The sequence below is a fragment of the Actinomycetospora lutea genome, from assembly GCF_028737205.1.
Lineage (GTDB): Bacteria > Actinomycetota > Actinomycetes > Mycobacteriales > Pseudonocardiaceae > Actinomycetospora > Actinomycetospora lutea.
Map to the genome: position 1 here is coordinate 234,823 of NZ_JAQZAL010000004.1, position 16,376 is coordinate 251,198.

Sequence of the window (16,376 nt, forward strand, 5' to 3'; positions counted from 1 at the left end):
GACCGGCGGCAGTGCGGCCGCCGGCCACCCGGCATCGTCGGACGAAGACTAGTGGTGCGCCTCGCTCGTGAGGCCGTCGAGCAGCGTGCGGACCTCGGACTCGCGGAAGCGGCGGTGCCCACCCGGCGTGCGGATGGAGCCGATGCGGCCGGCCGACGCCCACCGCGTGACGGTCTTGGGGTCGACGCGGAACATCGCGGCGACCTCACCCGGGGTCATCAGTCGCTCGCTGGCGTCGTGAGTGATGGTCATGTCACTCCACCTTCCCTGTCCCTCACACCTGGCCCGCACCGGTCCGGCGGGCGGAGCGGACGTAACGCAGCGAATCGTGACACCGGACCCCGTACGTACTCGAACGCTTGTATCCAGGTAAAGGGACCATAAAGGGCGAAACCGGACGAGGTGGGCGTCCCACGAGCCCGCACGGTGGCGTCGGCCGGTGCCTACCCTGGGGGTGTGACCTCCCAGGAACCCGGGTCCACCACCACGTCCACCCCGCCCGCCGCCGGCACGCCCGCCAGCGTCGCGCTGGCGGTGGTGCTCTACGTCGGCGCGCGCCTGCTCGTCGTCGCCGTGATCGCGGGCGTGCTCGTGGCCGTCGGCCTCCCCCTGCTCGTGGGACTGCTCGTCGCGATCGTCGTGGCCCTGCCCCTGTCGCTCGTGCTCTTCCGTGGCCTGCGCGCGCGCCTGAACGCCGAGGTGGAGGCCGCGACCGCGACCCGCCGCGACCGCCGCGAGCGCCTGCGAGCGGAACTGCGCGGTGACGTCGGGACCGACGACGGCCCGGCTACGTGAGCGCCAGGCCCAGCGCCGTGGCCGCCGACCACACGAGCAGGCCCAGGGCGGTGTCGCGCAGCACCGGGATGAGCTGCGGGCCGGTCGAGCCGGCGAGCACGCGCCGCAGGCCGGGGCCGAGCAGGATCAGCGCGAGCAGGCCGGCGAGCGCGCCCCAGGCGCGCAGGCTCAGCACGAGCGTCATGCCGAGCGGCACCACGACCAGCGCGGCGTAGAGCACGCGGGTGTCGCGGTCGCCGAGGACGACGGCGAGCGTGCGCTTGCCGGTCTCGACGTCGGAGCCGATGTCGCGCAGGTTGTTGGCGACGAGCACCGCGCACGCGAGCAGCCCGACGCCCACCGAGGCGCCGACGCCGAGCCCGCTGGCCCGACCCGTCTGGGTGAACTCGGTGCCGAGCACGGCGACGGGGCCGAAGAACACGAACACCGCGACCTCGCCGAGCCCGCGGTAGCCGTAGGGGCGCGAGCCGCCGGTGTAGAACCACGCGCCGAGCAGGCACACCGCGCCGACGACGATCAGCCACCAGTGCCCGCTGTAGAGCGAGAGCGCGATCCCCGCGAGCGCCCCGAGCCCGAGGCACACGAAGGCCGCCTGCCGCACCTTGTAGGGCTGCGCCAGCCCGGAGCCGACGAGGCGCAGCGGGCCGACCCGGTCGTCGTCGGTGCCGCGCACGCCGTCGGAGTAGTCGTTGGCGTAGTTCACGCCGATGACGAGCGCCACCGACACGACCAGCGCCAGCACGGCGGCCACCGGGTCGAACCCGGCGACGCCCGCGGCCGCCCCGGACCCCGCGAGCACCGGCGCGACGGCCGTGGGCAGCGTGCGGGGCCGCGCTCCCTCCACCCACTGCGCGACGGTCGCCACGGGCCGCGAGCCTAGTGGGCCCGGGCCGTCGGTCCTACGTGCAGGGAGGGACGGGAGGTGCGCCCTGGATCCACGCCGCCGGGACGTAGTGGTCGGGCCGGGTGCGCAGCCAGAGGTTGCTCGTGCCCTGGCTGCCCGCCACCGGGGTCCCGGCGACCTGGCACTGGATCTCGACCTGGGCGCCGTCGCCGACCACCCCGCCGTCCGCGGCCGCCGCGTCCGCGCCGGTGCGCTCGACGACCGGCCCGGCGCCGCCCGTGACGGCCCGGCCGAGCGCGGCCGCCCGGGCCGTCCACAGGTAGTCGACGGTGACGAAGGCGTTCTCGCGCAGCCCGAGACCCCAGAAGGTGCCGTCGGCGAGGTCGATGCCCGCGGGGTTCCTGACCTGGCGGCCGAACCCGTCCCGCCCGCCGTTGTGCTCGTTCTCGAACGCGGCCTGCGCCTGCGGGCGGCCCTGCGGCAGGTCCTTCCACTGCTGGCGCTGGTCCGCGGGGTTCCAGTAGTCGTCCTTGGTGTTCCACGGCCCGACGTCCCACACCGGCACGGTCGCGCAGCGGCCGGCGTCGGTGCAGACGCGCACGCTGTAGTCGCCGCTGCCGTTCGGTGACAGGGCGCGCCGGGAGGGCAGCGCGACGAACTGGTCATCGGCGACGATCCGGTGCCCGTTCGCGGTCGTCCCGCCGACGAGGCCCTCGCGGGTGGCGAACACCCGGTAGCTGGCCCGCGGGGTGATGGTGCGGGCGTCGGTCGGCACCTCGTCGGCGCGGATCTCGAGGCTGCGCACCGCCGGCCCCGTCCCGCCGGCGGGCCCGATCAGCGCGAGGCGCGCGGCCACGGTGCGGGTGGGCTCGGGGAGGATCGCCGGCGTGCCGGGCGCGGCGGGGATCCACTCGGTCCACTGCCCGTCGGGACCCTGCCCGCGGACGTCGACGGCGACCTGCGTGCCGGGCGGGACGTCGCCGGTGACGGGCGCCTCGATGCGGTTCACCGGCGTCGCGAACTGGTGGGCGCCGAGGTCGAGCAGGCCCTGGCGCTCGGCGCCGCGCAGCGCGGCAGGCCCGGTCTCGGTGCCGTCGCGGGAGGTGGACAGGCGCGCGGTGCCCGCGGTGACCTCGACGCCGGTCGTCGCGCCCGCCAGCGGCGGGGCCCAGCGCTGCGGGCCGTCCTCCTCCGGCGTGCCGCGGTCGTCGCGGGGCACGGGCTCAGACGTGCCGGGGCCGGGTGGCGTCACGGGGTCGGCCACCGCGACGGGCGCGGCGACGGCGAGGGTCAGGGCGGTCGTCAGGACGCCGGCGGCCACGACGAGTCCGGTCCGTCGCCTCCGCGGCGTCGCGACGACCCGGTCCAGGGAACGGGACGGAGCGATGCGCACCTCCCGCCAACGGCGCCGCCCCGGGTCGGGATGACGGTTCCGCCGCGGGATCCGCTCGATGGGTTGTCATCCGGTCGAGTGGTGTGCCACCCGTTCGGCGTGTCGGCTCGACGGCGACGCGTGCGTGGTGCAGACGTGCGGGGCATCCGAGGTCCCTGTGGGTGAAGCTTGGGTGAGGTGTGGGTGCGGTCAGCTCGCCCGGCGGAGCCGTAGGGCGACGACGGCGATCCAGGCCATGGCGGCGATCGCGCCGATCGCGAGGGTCAGCGTCCCCGCGGCGCCGCCGGTCATGGCCCAGCCCCATCCGGCGACGAGCGCCAGGCCGGCGGCCCGGGAGACGACGGCGAGATCGCGGCGCCCGCCGCGGCCGACGTGGCGGGCGAGCACGAAGCACGCGGCGATCAGTGACGTGAACGAGATCGTGCCGGCGATCATGTGGCCGTAGGCGTGCCAGGTGACGAGCGGCAGGTCGGCCGGGGCGCCGACGGGGAAGTTCGCCCCCGGGTCCATGACCATGGCGCCCGCCAGCACGAGCCCGACGCCGGCGGAGGTGACGAGTCGCGGCGCCCACACGCCGCCCGGTGTCCCCTGCAGCGCGCTCCGCAGGCCGCTCGCCCCGATGATCGTGAGCAGGCCGGCGAGCACGAAGTTCGTGATCTGCAGCCAGCCCAGGTCCCCCGTGGACAGCAGGCTCAGCGGGTGGACCCGGAGGTCGAAGCCCTCCCGGGTGGCGGCCTGGGCGAGGGAGACGGCGCTCCAGCCGAGGAGCCCGGCGGCGAGGGCGGCCAGGCGGGTGCGGGTGGTGGTGCTCGTGGCGGTGACGGTCGGTGTGGTCATCCCGGGTGCCTCCTCGGCGGGGTGGATCGGACTCTCGCCGGGACGTCGCCGGAGCTGGTACGACAGGGAACACTGGCCGTTCCCTGCCACATCGGCGCGATCGACGTGGAGCCGGAAGCACTCCGCACCACGCACCGAGGAGACCGAGATGCGCTACCTGATGACCACCGGGCAGAACAGCCGCGCGGCCGACGAGGCCCTCTTCGCGGAGATGGGCGCGTTCATCGAGGAGATGACCGCTGCCGGCATCCTCATCGCGACCGGGGGCCTCGAGCCCGGCGGCGTCGTGATGACCTCGCAGGGCGACGAGATCACCGTGACCGACGGCCCCTTCGTCGAGGCCAAGGAGGAGATCCTGGGCTTCGCGCTCGTCGAGGTCTCGTCGCACGAGGAGGCCCTCGAGGTCTCGCGGCGCTTCCGGCGGATCGTCGGTGACGGGTCGAGCGTCCTGCACCGGGTGATGGGTCCGTGACCCCCGCGCGTGGGGGCGGCCTGCCGGCGCAGGTGGACGCGGTCTGGAAGCTCGAGTCCGCCCGCATCGTCGCCGCCCTCACGCGGATGGTCCACGACGTGGGTCTGGCCGAGGAGCTCGCGCAGGACGCGCTGGTCGCGGCGCTGGAGCAGTGGCCGGCCGAGGGCGTGCCCGACAACCCCGGCGCCTGGCTGACCTCGGTCGCCAAGCGCCGCGCCGTCGACCACCTACGGCGCGCCGACCGGGCGGAGCGGGCGCGGACGGCACTCGCGGCGACCCCCGAGGCCGACGACGTCCCGGCCGACGAGGACGCCGACGTCCTGCGGCTGATGTTCCTGTCGTGCCACCCGGTGCTGCCGACCGCGGCCCGCCTCGCCCTGACCCTGCGGCTGCTCGGCGGCCTGTCCGTCGACGAGATCGCGCGGGCGTTCCTCGTCGACGCCGCCACCGTCGGGCGCCGCATCGCCGACGCCAAGCGCACCCTCGCGCAGGAGGGCGCCGCGTTCGCGATGCCCGACCGCGAGGAGCTGGCGGCGCGCCTGTCGTCGGTGCTCGAGGTGGTCTACCTCCTGTTCAACGAGGGCTACGCCGCGACCGCGGGGCACGACCTGCTGCGCCCGGACCTGTGCGGGCAGGCCCTCCGGCTCGGCCACCGGCTCGCCGCGCTCGCCCCGTCGGAGCCCGAGGTGCACGGGCTGCTCGCGCTGATGGAGCTGCAGGCCTCGCGCGCCGCGGCGCGGACCGGTCCGGCGGGCGAGCCGGTCCCGCTGCACGAGCAGGACCGCGGCCGCTGGGACCCGGTCCACGTGCGCCGCGGGTTCACCGCGATGCTGCGTGCGCGGGATCTGGGCGCGCGCGACCTCGGCGGAGCTCCGGGGCCCTACGTCCTGCAGGCCGCCATCGCCGTCTGCCACGCCCAGGCGCGGCGCGCGGAGGACACCGACTGGGCCGCGATCGCCGCCCTCTACGACCGCCTCGCCGCCCAGCTGCCCACGCCCGTGGTGGCGCTCAACCGGGCCGTCGCCGTCGCCCGCGCCCGCGGACCCGCCGAGGGGCTCGCGCTGGTCGAGGCGCTGCGCGACGACCCCCGCCTGCGCGACTACCACCTGCTGCCCGGGGTGCGCGCCGACCTGCTCGCCCGGCTCGGGCGCGAGGCCGAGGCCCGCCGGGAGTACGCCCGCGCGGCCGCCCTGACGCGCAACGACGCCGAGCGCGCGTTCCTCGACGCGCGGGCGGCCGACCTGGTCGCCGCGCCGGCCGGACCCACGCTGGAGGAGGTCGCCGCGCGGTTCCTCGACGGGCTCGCCGCTCCCGCGCGCCGGGCCTACGGGCAGACGCTGCGCCGCCTCGTCCGCGGGCTCGGCGGCACGACGCCGCTCGCCGCGACGACGGCCGCCGACGTCGCCCGGGTGCTCACGACCTCGTGGGGCACCGCCGCGCCCGCCACGTGGAACCGCCACCGGGCGGCCGTGCGCTCCTTCGCGGCGTGGTGCGGGCGGCCCGAGCTGGCGTCGGACCTCGTCCGCCGGTCCTCCTCGTCGGTGCCGACGCCGCCCGTCACCCCGGACCGCGTGGCCGCGCTCTGCGACGACCCCGCCGTCCCCGTGCGCGAGCGCGCGCTGTGGTCGTTGCTGCACGAGTCCGGCGCGCCGGTGCGGGCAGTGCTGGCGCTCGACGTCGGCGATCTCGACCGCGACGACCGCAGCACCCACGACCGCGCGGTGACGTGGCGCTCGCGCACCGCCCGCCTGCTCGAGGAGCTCCTCGCGGGCCGCGCGCGGGGACCGGTGTTCCTCGCCGACCGCCGCCCCGGCCCCGCGCGCACCCCGGAGCCGGCCGACCGCTGTCCCGACACGGGCCGCGCGCGCCTGTCCTACGAGCGCGCCGAGTACCTGTTCAAGCACTCCTCCGGCGGCGCCACCCTGCGCCGGCTGCGCGCGGGGCGGTGAGCCCGGTCCGGCCGCGGCGACGGCCTTCTCCGACCACGGGGCGCCGACGTCCAGCTCGACGTCGGTCGGCGGTTGTCCTGCGCCCGACGACGCCCTGGCGGGCCTGCTCGACCCGGAGCTGCCCGACGGCCACCGCTTCGTCCCGACCCCACCCCGCGTCCGCCACTCCGGCGTGTCGTGCCACCGAGGATGTGGCGATCCTGGCGTCACACGCCAGCGATGCCGCATCGCTCGCACCGCCGAGACGTCCCCTCCGAACCCGATCAAGGGCCGGGATCACCCCCGCCGGGCGGGTGCGCCGGGCCCGACGCCCCTACCGTGGAGAGCGTGTTCCCCTCGACCGCGCAGGCCCACGTCGTCGTCGACGAGTGGGTGCGGGCCGGGGTGACCGACGCGGTCGCGTGCCCGGGCTCGCGCAACGCGCCGCTGCTCGTCGCCCTCGACGCCGCCGACCGCGACGGGCGCCTGCGCCTCCACGTCCGCATCGACGAGCGCGGCGCGGGCTTCCTCGCGGTGGGCCTCGGCGCGGTGTCCGGGCGGGTGGTCCCCGTCGTCGTGACCTCCGGCACGGCCGTCGCGAACCTGCACCCCGCCGTCCTCGAGGCCTCGCGGGCCGGTGTCGGGCTCCTCGTGGTCAGCGCCGACCGGCCCGTCGAGCTCGTCGACAGCGGCGCGAACCAGACCATCGACCAGGCCGGCCTGTTCGGCGAGGCCGCTCGGGCCTCGATCACCATGCCCGTCGCCGAGGACCGCGCCGGCGCCGCGCGCACCTGGCGCGCGGTCGTGGCGCGCGCCCTCGACCGCGCCGCCGGCACGAGCGGCGGCGACCCGGGCCCCGTGCAGCTCAACGTGCCCCTGCGCGAGCCGCTGCTCGACCCCGCCGACGACGCCCCCGGCGAGCCCGACCCCACGCTCGCGGGCCGCGCCGACGCGGCCCCGTGGACGCGCACGATCGCCGCGCCGCCGACGTCGGTGCTCGCCCCGCTGCCGCTGCGCGCCGGGGCCCGCACGCTCGTCGTCGCCGGCTACGGCGGCGCCGCGGTGCCCGCCGGGACCCGCCTGCCCGAGGGCGTGCCGGTGATCGCCGAGCCCACCTCGCCGCTGTGGTCGGACGCGCAGGGCGGGCGGGTGCTGCACGCCGGCACGTGGGTGCTCCCGGCCGCGCTCGACGGGCTGCGCGACGACCTGCGCCCCGAGCAGGTCGTCGTCCTGGGCCGCCCGACCCTGCACCGCTCGATCTCCCGGCTGCTCGCCGACCCGGGCATCGAGGTCCTCGCGGTGCCCGCGATCGCCCCGACCGGCGGGCGACCCCGGCCGGGGTGGACCGATGTGGCCGGCGCCGTCTCCGCCGTCGGCGCGCTGCCCGACCCGGACGACTGGAAGCCCGACCTCCACTTCGCCCGCGCCTGGGCCGAGGCGTCGCAGCGGGCCGCCGCGGTGATCGCCGCCGACCCCGGCGAGGACGGCCCCGCGCTCGCCGCGGCCACCGTCGCCGCGCTCCCCTCCGGTGCCCACCTCGTGGTCGGCTCGTCGGCCCCGATCCGCGACGTCGCGCTGGCCGCCGTCCCGCGCGGCGACGTCACCGTGCACTCCGCGCGCGGCGTCTCCGGCATCGACGGCGCGGTCTCGCTGGCCGTCGGCGTCTCGCTCGGGCACCGGGGGCCGACCTACGCGCTGCTCGGCGACCTCACGTTCCTCCACGACACCAACGGCCTGCTCGTCGGCCCGGAGGAGCCCCGGGGCGAGCTGACCGTCGTGGTGGCCAACGACGACGGCGGCGGGATCTTCACCACCCTCGAGCAGGGTGCCCCGCGGTACGCCGCGGCGTTCGAGCGGGTCTTCGGCACCCCGCACGGCACCGACCTCGCCTCGCTCTGCGCCGCCCACCACGTGCTCCACCGGCGGGCGACGCCCGCGGAGCTCGCGGACGCGCTGACCCCCACGGGGCGGCCGGGCACCCGGGTGGTGGAGGTGGCCATCGACCGGAGCACCCGGCGTGCGGCGGGCGAACGCTCCGCCGCCGCCGTCCGCGAGGCCCTCAGCGCCGCGGACTAGCGACCGGGCCGTGTGCGCCACGGGTGGACCGGGACAGTGACCCGGTCGTCTCCGCACGCGGTCACCACGGACGATCAGGAATGATGCAGCCGCCTCGGGCGGGGCGACCACGGCGACGACGGGAGTGCGGCAGGCGTGCTGGTGCTGGTGGTGGCGCACGCGGTGGCGGCGCTGGCCGCGCCCGCGCTCGTCCGGGTGCTCGACCGGCGCGCGTTCCTCGTGCTCGCGCTCGTCCCGGCGGCCGCCTTCGCGTGGATCCTCGCCCAGCTCCCCGGGGGGGTCGTCGCCGGGATGCCGGTCGAGGAGCAGGTGTCCTGGATCCCGGCCCTCGGGATCGACATCGCGATGCGCCTCGACGCGCTCGCGGCCACGGTGTCGCTGCTGGTCACCGGGGTCGGCGCGCTCGTGCTCCTGTACTGCGCGCGGTACTTCCCGGCCGGGGCCCGCGGGCTCGGGCGCTTCGCCGGCGTCCTCACGGCCTTCGCCGGCGCGATGCTCGCGCTCGTCTGGTCGAACGACGTGTTCGTGCTCTACGTGTGCTGGGAGCTCACGACCGTCTTCTCGTTCCTGCTCGTCGGCCACGACGCGACCAAGCGGGCGAGCCGCGCGGCGGCCGTGCAGGCGCTCGTCGTCACCGCCGCGGGCGGGCTGACGATGCTCGTCGGGCTGGTGGTCCTCGCCGAGGCCGCCGGGACGTCCCGGCTCTCCGACCTCGTCGCCTACTTCACCGGCCCCGCGGCCACCCCCGCGGCGCTGACCGCCGGCGTCGTCTGCGTGCTCGTCGGGGCGATCACCAAGTCCGCGCTCGTCCCGTTCCACTTCTGGCTGCCCTCGGCGATGGCGGCCCCGACGCCGGTCAGCGCCTACCTGCACGCCGCGGCCATGGTGAAGGCCGGCGTCTACCTCGTGCTGCGCCTCGCCCCGGGGCTCGCCGACGTCGAGCCCTGGCGCCCGCTGGTCGCCACGCTCGCGGTCACGACCATGCTGCTGGGCGGCATCCAGGCCCTGCGCCAGCACGACCTCAAGCTCGTCCTCGCGCACGGCACCGTGTCGCAGCTCGGGTTCATGGTGCTGCTCGCCGGGGCCGGCACCCGGGACGCGGCGCTCGCGGCGCTCGGCCTGGTCGTGGCCCACGCGCTGTTCAAGGCCTGCCTGTTCCTCGTCGTCGGCGTCATCGACCGCCGTGCCGGCACCCGTGACCTGCGCGAGCTCTCCGGCCTCGGGCGCCGGGCCCCGGTGCTGGCCACCGCCGGCGTCCTGGGTGCGGCGTCGATGGCGGGGCTGCCGCCGCTGCTGGGGTTCGTCACCAAGGAGGGCGCCTTCGAGGCGTTCCTGCACGACGCCTACGGGCCGGCGGCCGTGCCGCTGCTCGTGCTCGTGGTGCTCGGGTCGGTGCTCACCGTCGGCTACAGCACGCGGTTCGTCTGGGGCGCGTTCTGGCGCAAGCCGGGCGTCGAGGAGGTGCGCTGGCAGGCGCCGGGCGTCCTGTTCTCTGCGGCGCCCGTCCTGCTCGGCATCGGCGGGCTCGTCGCGGGCTTCGGGGTCTCGGGCCTCGCGCCCCTGCTCCTGCCCTACGCCGACACGCTGCCCGTGACCTACCCGGTGCTCTTCGAGCTGGCGCTGATCCCCTCGCTCGGGCTCGCGCTGGGCCTCTCGGTGCTCGCCGTGGCGCTGGGCTTCGTGGTCGGCCTGCCGCGGGTCAGCGCGCGCCTGACCGCCCGCCACCCGCTGGCCGGGGTCCGCGCGGAGATCACGTGGCGCGGGGTCGTCCACGCCCTGGAGAACACCTCGCTGCGCGTCACCGCGCTCACCCAGCGCGGGTCGCTGCCGTGGATCCTCTCGACCGTCTTCGCGGTCCTGGTGATCGGTCCGGGCCTGGTGCTGCTGGTCGGGCCCGAGCTCGGCGAGGTCCGGATCGACCGGCTCGCGGACTCGCCGTTCCAGGTGCTCGCGGCCGTCATCGGTGCCGCGTGCGCGATCGTCGCCACCCGCGTGCGCCGGCGGCTCGGAGCCGTCCTCATCGTCGGCGGCGTCGGGTACGCGACCGCACTGATCTTCGCGCTCGCGGGGGCGCCCGACGTCGCGCTCACCCAGGCCCTGGTCGAGACGGCGACGCTCGTGGTCGTCGTGCTCGTCCTGCGCACGCTGCCGCGCGACATCGCCGACCGCGACACCCCGCGCCGGCGCGTGCGGCGCCTCATCGTCGCGGTGCCGGTCGGGCTGCTGATGGCCGGGCTCGGGGCGGTCGCCCTCGCCGCCCGCAACGCGCCCGCCGTGTCGGCGGCGTACCCCGCCCAGGCCTACGGCTTCGGGGCCGGGGCGAACGTCGTCAACGTGACCCTGGTCGACATCCGCGCCTGGGACACGATGGGCGAGCTGTCGGTGATCGTCGCCGCCGCCACCGGCGTCGCCAGCCTCGTGTTCCTGCACCGCCGCTCGGGTGCGCCGCCCCGCGGCGAGCCCCAGCCCGTGGTCACCCCGACCACGCGGGCCGGCGGCTGGCTGCGGTCGGCCCGCCGCGGCGACGACGACCGCGTACTGCTGCTCGAGGTGGTCACCCGCCTGGTCTTCCCGACGATGATGGTCGTCTCCCTGTACTTCCTGTTCGCCGGCCACAACGCGCCCGGCGGCGGGTTCGCGGGCGGGCTCGTGGCGGGCCTGTCGCTCGTCGTGCGCTACGTCGCGGGCGGACGCTACGAGCTCGGCGAGGCGGTGCCGGTGGACGCCGGCGTGCTGCTCGGGCTCGGGCTGCTCTTCGCCGGCGGCACCGGGGTCGGGGCGCTGCTGCTCGGCGGCGAGGTCCTGCAGACCGCGGTCGTCGAGGCGACCCTCCCGGTGCTCGGGGACGTCAAGTTCGTGACCTCGCTGATCTTCGACATCGGCGTCTACCTGGTCGTCGTCGGGCTCGTGCTCGACGTGCTGCGCAGCCTCGGCGCGGAGCTCGACCGACGGCGCGCCGCCGCCGTGACACGGCAGGAGGTGCCGTCGTGACCTCGCCGATCGTGCTGCTCGCCCTCATCGGGGTGCTCTACGCCGCGGGCGTCTACCTGATCCTCGAGCGCAGCCTCACGCGCGTCCTGCTGGGCATCCTGGTGCTCGGCAACGCCACCAACGTGCTCGTCATCGTGGCCGGGGGCCGCGCGGGCGCCCCGCCGCTCGTCGGCACGGCGCCGGAGGCGGAGATGAGCGACGCGCTGGTCCAGGCCCTGGTGCTCACCGCGATCGTCATCACCCTGGGCGTGACGGCGTTCCTGCTGGCCCTCATTCACCGCACCTGGACCCTCGAGCGCGAGGACGACCTCACCGAGGACGTCGAGGACCGCTCGGTGCGCCGGCGCCTCGAGCGGGGGGAGCAGGAGGACGAGGAGGAACTCGACACCACCGGGTGCGAGAACACCTCGGACACCGACCCCGAGGACCCCGACGACCAGGACGCCGGGTCCGCGCCCGCCCCCGCCCGGGCCACGACCGCCGCCGGGGAGGCCACCCGATGAACCCCGGGTCCAGCCTGCTCGCCACCATCATCCCGCTGCCGGTGCTGCTGCCGCTGCTCGGTGCGGGCGCGACGCTCGTGCTCTCCCGGCGCCCGACGCTGCAGCGCGCGCTCTCGGTGGTCGTCCTCGCGGTCGTGGTGGTCATCGCCGCGCTGCTGCTCGTCGCGGCCGTGCAGAACGGGCCGATCGTCGTGACGGTCGGGTCGTGGCCGGTGCCGCTGGGCATCACGCTCGTGGTCGACCCGCTCTCGGCGCTGATGCTGCTCACGTCGATGACGGTGACGCTCGCCGTGCTCGTCTACGCGATCGGCCAGGGCGTCTACGACCGCGACGAGGCCACGCCGATCACGATCTTCCACCCGACCTATCTCGTGCTCGCGGCGGGCGTCGCCAACGCGTTCCTGTCCGGGGACCTGTTCAACCTCTACGTGGGGTTCGAGGTCCTGCTCATGGCGAGCTACGTGCTGCTGACCCTGGGCGGGAGCCGCTCGCGGGTGCGCGCCGGCATCACCTACGTCGTCGTCAACGTGGTGTCTTCGCTGGTCTTCCTCGTCGGCATCGCGCTGGTCTACGCCGCGGTCGGGACGCTGAACCTCGCGCAGATCTCCCTGCGCATGGAGCAGGTGCCCCCGGGCACGGCGCTCGCGATCCACCTCGTGCTGCTCACGGCGTTCGGCATCAAGGCCGCGGTCTTCCCGCTCTCGGCGTGGCTGCCCGACAGCTACCCGACCGCCGCCGCCCCGGTCACCGCGGTGTTCGCCGGCCTGCTCACCAAGGTCGGCGTCTACTCGATCATCCGCACCGAGACGCTGATCTTCCCGGACTCGGAGGTCACGCAGACGATCCTGCTCGTGGCCGCCGGGCTGACCATGGTGATCGGGGCGCTCGGCGCGATCGCGCAGGCCGACATCAAGCGGATCCTGTCGTTCACGCTGGTCAGCCACATCGGCTACATGATCTTCGGGATCGCGCTCGCGACGCCGCTCGGCGTGGCCGGTGCCGTGTTCTACGTCGTCCACCACATCACCGTGCAGGCCACGCTGTTCTGCGTGGTGGGCCTCATCGAGGGGGTCGGCGGCTCGACGTCGGTGACCCGCCTGGGCGGGCTGATGAGGGCCTCGCCGGTGCTCGCCGTGCTGTGGTTCGTGCCGGCGATCAACCTCGGCGGCATCCCGCCGCTGTCGGGCTTCGTGGGCAAGCTCGGGCTGGTCCAGGCCGGCGTCGTCGACGGCTCCGCGCTCGCGTGGATCCTCGTGGCCGTCGCGGTGCTGACCAGCCTGCTGACGCTCTACGCGGTCACCAAGGTCTGGGTGCTCGCGTTCTGGCGCCCGGCCGAGCAGATCCCGGTCCCGGAGGTGCCGGACGAGACCGCCGAGAGCGAGGACGAGTACGGCGACGAGGACGAGGAGGACGGCGCCGGCCGGCCCTCCCGCGACGGCGGCCTGCCCGGCGCCCCCGCGCCGCGGACGGGCACCCTCACCGGGGTGCGTGCCGGCACGGCGCGCACCATCGCGCGCCAGGAGGCGAACACCGGCGCCGAGGTCGACTGGCCGGTCGCCCGCCTCGCCCCCGCCGACGGCGCCCCGATGCTCAGCGGCCGGCTCCTGGGCGCCCCGGGCGAGCGGGTGTCGAGCCGGCTGCCCAAGGTCATGGCCGGCGCCACGGGCGCGCTGGTCGCCCTCGGGCTCTCCCTGACCGTGGTCGCGGGCCCGCTCTACGCGGTCGCCGACCAGGCCGCCGACGACCTCGTCGCGCGCACCCCATACATCCAGGCCGTGTTCGCCCAGACCGTCGACGACCGGGTGGCGCGATGACCGACCGGACCCCCGTCCCGCCGCGGCCCGCCCCGCCCGACAGCGGCGGCCTCCTGCGCCGCGCGGTCCCCGTGGTCTGGCTCGTGCTGGTCTGGGTGCTGCTGTGGGGCACGTTCTCCTGGGCCAACGTGCTCGGCGGGCTCGTCGTGGCCCTCGTCGTGCTGCTGGTGTTCCCGCTGCCGCCCGCACCCGGGCGGAACTGGCTGCGCCCGGGGGCGACGCTGCGCACCGTGCGCCGGTTCGTCGCCGACCTCCTCGTGTCGAGCGTCCAGGTGGCCCGGCAGTCGCTGGAGGCGCTGCGCCCCGGCCCGCCGATCCGCAGCTCGGTCGTCGCGGTCCGCCTCGCGTCGTCGTCGGAGTTCGTCATGGCGATGGCGGTCGGGATGCTCTCGCTGGTGCCCGGCAGCGTCGTCATCGAGGCCCGCCCGCAGGAGCGCACGATCTACGCGCACGTCCTGGGGGCCGACGACGCCGAGGCCGTCGCCGCCTTCCGGACGCAGGTCGCCGTCCTGGAGACCGACCTGGTCGAGGCGCTGGGTCGTCCCCCGGCCGCCGGCGCCCCGTCCGAGGAGATCCCGTGACCGGACTGCCCGCCCTGCTCGACGCCGTGCTCGTCGTCTGCCTCGTCCTGCTCGGGATCTCGGCGCTCCTCGTGGTCGTGCGCCTGCTGCGCGGCCCCACGGGGCTCGACCGGCTCGTCGCTCTCGACGTGCTGGTCGCGGAGTTCCTCTGCGGGCTCGTCGTCTACGCCGCGCTGACCGGCGACTCCGCGCTCGTCCCGGTGGTGGTGGCGATCAGCCTGGTCGGGTTCCTCGGCTCGACCACCGTGGCGCGCTTCGTGCGCCGGGGGACCGACCGGTGAGCGCCGGCAGCCGGGACGGCCTCGCGGTGACGCTGGACGCGATCGGCACGGTCGCGATCGTGCTCGGGGTGCTGCTGACCCTCGTCGCCTCGATCGGCCTGCTCTCCCTGCCCGACGTGCTCAGCCGCATGCACGCCGCGACGAAGCCGCAGGTCCTCGGGCTGCTGCTCGTGGTGATCGGGGGCGCGCTGCACCTGCGGACCAGCGTCGACGTCTGGATGCTCGTGCTGGTCGGGGCGTTCCAGCTCGTCACGGCGCCGGTGACCGCGCACGTCGTCGGCCGGCTCGCCCACCGCGGTGACGGGGTGCGCCGCGACCTGCTGTACGTCGACGAGCTGGTGGACACCCCGGACACCGCGGACCCGGGCCCGGACCGCCCCGAGCCCGACGAGCCCGACACCGAGGACCCGGACGCACCCGGGGACGCGGAGGACACCGACGTCCCGGCGCCCCGGGGCGGCGGGCGGCCGGAGGGGGCGTGAGGCGGCTCCCTAGAATCGGCGTGGTGACCTGGTTGCGCGCGCTCGTGCGGCGGGCCCGTGCGCGGGTCGCGCCGTTCCTCGCCGACGCCCTGGAGCTGATCCGCCCGGCCGGCCGGCGGGCGCCGGAGATCGTGGTCGTGGTGGGCGTCGTGGTCAGCGTGCTGCTCGCTCTCGTGCTCGTGGCCGCCGCCCGCAACGACGCGCACATCGACGCCGCGCGGGGCGACGCCGTCGCCGAGGTGCTCGAGGGCGGGTCGCGCCCGCACGTCTACGTCCGGTTCACCACGGTCGAGGGCGCGGTGCTCACCCCCGAGAAGGGCGTGTTCTACCCGCGCGGGCTCGAGCCGGGCCAGCTCGTCGAGGTCGAGTACGACCGCACCGACCCCGAGCTCGTCCGCGTCGGCGGGCGGACCTGGACCGAGGGCCTCGTGCCCGTGCTGCTCGGCCTGCTCGTGCTGTGGGCCGTCGTGGGCCCGTCCGCGTGGGCGCTCGCCCGCGCCCGGCGGCGCCGCCGCGAGGCCGCCGCGTCCGCCGCGCGGTGGCGCAGCGACCGGGCGGCGACCCGCACCGACGAGCACGAGGACGGCGAGCCGGAGATGGCCGGGGCGGTGCCCCGGTGAACGCTTTCCGGAGGAGATCGACGGGTCCGTCTCCGCTGCGCTCCGCGTCCCGGGGCACCCGCGCCGAGCTCGACCGCGACCCGCGCGCCGTGGCCCGCATGTTCGACGGGGTCGCCGCGCGCTACGACCTCACCAACACGGTGCTCTCGTTCGCCCAGGACGTCCGGTGGCGCCGGGCGACCCGCGCGGCGCTGGCGGTCGGTCCCGGTGACGTGGTGCTCGACGTCGCGGCCGGCACCGGGGTGTCGACCGTCGAGCTCGCCCGCACCGGGGCGCGCTGCCTGGCCACCGACTTCTCGCTCGGCATGCTGCGTACGGGGCGCGCGCGACCGGCCACGGCCGGGTTGCCCTTCGTCGCCGCCGACGCGCTGCACCTGCCGGTGCCCGACGCCTCGGTCGACGCCGTCGTGATCTCGTTCGGCCTGCGCAACACCGTCGACGTCGACGCGGCGCTCGCCGAGTTCGCCCGCGTCACCCGCCCCGGCGGCACGCTCGCGGTCTGCGAGTTCTCGCGCCCGACGTGGGCGCCGTTCCGCCGGCTCTACACCGACTACCTCATGCGCGCCCTGCCCCGCGTGGCGACCGCGGTCAGCTCCAACCCGGACGCCTACGTCTACCTCGCCGAGTCGATCCGCGCCTGGCCCGACCAGGCGGCCCTCGCGCAGCGGATCGCCGCGGCGGGCTGGCGCTCGGTCGCCTGGCGCGACCTCTCCGGCGGCATCGTCGCCCTCCACACGGCCACCAGGCCCTCCTAAGCAC

The 16,376-nt window shown here is 76.1% G+C and carries 16 protein-coding genes; 12 read left to right on the top strand and 4 right to left on the bottom strand.

All coding sequences use genetic code 11. The features are described 5' to 3' along the window. Positions 1 to 48: 48 nt before the first annotated feature. Positions 49 to 252 carry a BldC family transcriptional regulator gene (locus tag PHK61_RS07040; protein ID WP_274280253.1) on the bottom strand — a complete coding sequence of 68 codons (204 nt, stop codon included), beginning with the start codon at positions 250 to 252 and terminating at the stop codon, positions 49 to 51. A gap of 204 nt (positions 253 to 456) precedes the next feature. On the opposite strand from PHK61_RS07040, the gene PHK61_RS07045 reads away from it, so the two are divergent. Next, complete coding sequence (locus PHK61_RS07045; RefSeq protein ID WP_274280254.1) at positions 457 to 795, top strand: DUF4229 domain-containing protein; 339 nt, start codon at positions 457 to 459, stop codon at positions 793 to 795. Here PHK61_RS07045 and PHK61_RS07050 read toward each other — a convergent pair. The 3 genes from PHK61_RS07050 to PHK61_RS07060 all read right to left on the bottom strand — a co-directional run bounded on the left by PHK61_RS07050 (position 788) and on the right by PHK61_RS07060 (position 3,869). Further along, positions 788 to 1,660 carry a 1,4-dihydroxy-2-naphthoate polyprenyltransferase gene (locus PHK61_RS07050; protein WP_274280255.1) on the bottom strand — a complete coding sequence of 291 codons (873 nt, stop codon included), beginning with the start codon at positions 1,658 to 1,660 and terminating at the stop codon, positions 788 to 790. The two genes, PHK61_RS07045 and PHK61_RS07050, sit on opposite strands and share 8 nt — an antisense overlap. Before the next feature lie 34 nt (positions 1,661 to 1,694). Next, entirely contained in the window at positions 1,695 to 2,960 is a 1,266-nt protein-coding gene (locus PHK61_RS07055) for a hypothetical protein (RefSeq protein WP_274280256.1), read from the bottom strand. Positions 2,961 to 3,221: 261 nt separating this feature from the next. After that, positions 3,222 to 3,869 (bottom strand): DUF998 domain-containing protein, encoded by a 648-nt coding sequence (locus PHK61_RS07060; protein WP_274280257.1) that lies wholly within the window; start codon positions 3,867 to 3,869, stop codon positions 3,222 to 3,224. A 148-nt stretch (positions 3,870 to 4,017) separates the two neighbouring features. On the opposite strand from PHK61_RS07060, the gene PHK61_RS07065 reads away from it, so the two are divergent. The 11 genes from PHK61_RS07065 to PHK61_RS07115 all read left to right on the top strand — a co-directional run bounded on the left by PHK61_RS07065 (position 4,018) and on the right by PHK61_RS07115 (position 16,372). Beyond that, positions 4,018 to 4,341: a YciI family protein gene (locus PHK61_RS07065; RefSeq protein ID WP_274280258.1), complete on the top strand. Its 324-nt coding sequence runs from the start codon at positions 4,018 to 4,020 to the stop codon at positions 4,339 to 4,341. Next, entirely contained in the window at positions 4,338 to 6,290 is a 1,953-nt protein-coding gene (locus PHK61_RS31885; protein WP_337993936.1) for a sigma-70 family RNA polymerase sigma factor, read from the top strand. Before PHK61_RS07065 ends, PHK61_RS31885 begins: the two co-directional genes overlap by 4 nt. Positions 6,291 to 6,617: 327 nt before the next feature. Further along, the gene (gene menD / locus PHK61_RS07075) at positions 6,618 to 8,345 is read left to right on the top strand and encodes a 2-succinyl-5-enolpyruvyl-6-hydroxy-3-cyclohexene-1-carboxylic-acid synthase (RefSeq protein ID WP_274280259.1); all 1,728 of its coding nucleotides are present in this window, start codon (positions 6,618 to 6,620) and stop codon (positions 8,343 to 8,345) included. Between the two features lie 135 nt (positions 8,346 to 8,480). Next, positions 8,481 to 11,336, top strand: a complete 2,856-nt coding sequence (locus PHK61_RS07080) for a Na+/H+ antiporter subunit A (protein WP_274280260.1) — start codon at positions 8,481 to 8,483, stop codon at positions 11,334 to 11,336. Next, positions 11,333 to 11,839 (top strand): Na(+)/H(+) antiporter subunit C, encoded by a 507-nt coding sequence (locus PHK61_RS07085; protein ID WP_274280261.1) that lies wholly within the window; start codon positions 11,333 to 11,335, stop codon positions 11,837 to 11,839. The genes PHK61_RS07080 and PHK61_RS07085 overlap by 4 nt, the downstream gene beginning before the upstream one ends. Then, positions 11,836 to 13,653 carry a Na+/H+ antiporter subunit D gene (locus tag PHK61_RS07090; protein ID WP_274280262.1) on the top strand — a complete coding sequence of 606 codons (1,818 nt, stop codon included), beginning with the start codon at positions 11,836 to 11,838 and terminating at the stop codon, positions 13,651 to 13,653. Before PHK61_RS07085 ends, PHK61_RS07090 begins: the two co-directional genes overlap by 4 nt. Further along, the gene (locus tag PHK61_RS07095) at positions 13,650 to 14,234 is read left to right on the top strand and encodes a Na+/H+ antiporter subunit E (protein ID WP_274280263.1); all 585 of its coding nucleotides are present in this window, start codon (positions 13,650 to 13,652) and stop codon (positions 14,232 to 14,234) included. Before PHK61_RS07090 ends, PHK61_RS07095 begins: the two co-directional genes overlap by 4 nt. Next, entirely contained in the window at positions 14,231 to 14,515 is a 285-nt protein-coding gene (locus PHK61_RS07100) for a monovalent cation/H+ antiporter complex subunit F (RefSeq protein WP_274280264.1), read from the top strand. Before PHK61_RS07095 ends, PHK61_RS07100 begins: the two co-directional genes overlap by 4 nt. Further along, complete coding sequence (gene mnhG / locus PHK61_RS07105; protein WP_274280265.1) at positions 14,512 to 14,997, top strand: monovalent cation/H(+) antiporter subunit G; 486 nt, start codon at positions 14,512 to 14,514, stop codon at positions 14,995 to 14,997. The genes PHK61_RS07100 and mnhG overlap by 4 nt, the downstream gene beginning before the upstream one ends. A 23-nt stretch (positions 14,998 to 15,020) precedes the next feature. Then, the gene (locus PHK61_RS07110) at positions 15,021 to 15,617 is read left to right on the top strand and encodes a DUF3592 domain-containing protein (RefSeq protein WP_274280266.1); all 597 of its coding nucleotides are present in this window, start codon (positions 15,021 to 15,023) and stop codon (positions 15,615 to 15,617) included. Further along, positions 15,614 to 16,372, top strand: a complete 759-nt coding sequence (locus PHK61_RS07115; RefSeq protein ID WP_274280267.1) for a demethylmenaquinone methyltransferase — start codon at positions 15,614 to 15,616, stop codon at positions 16,370 to 16,372. The genes PHK61_RS07110 and PHK61_RS07115 overlap by 4 nt, the downstream gene beginning before the upstream one ends. Positions 16,373 to 16,376 lie beyond the last annotated feature (4 nt).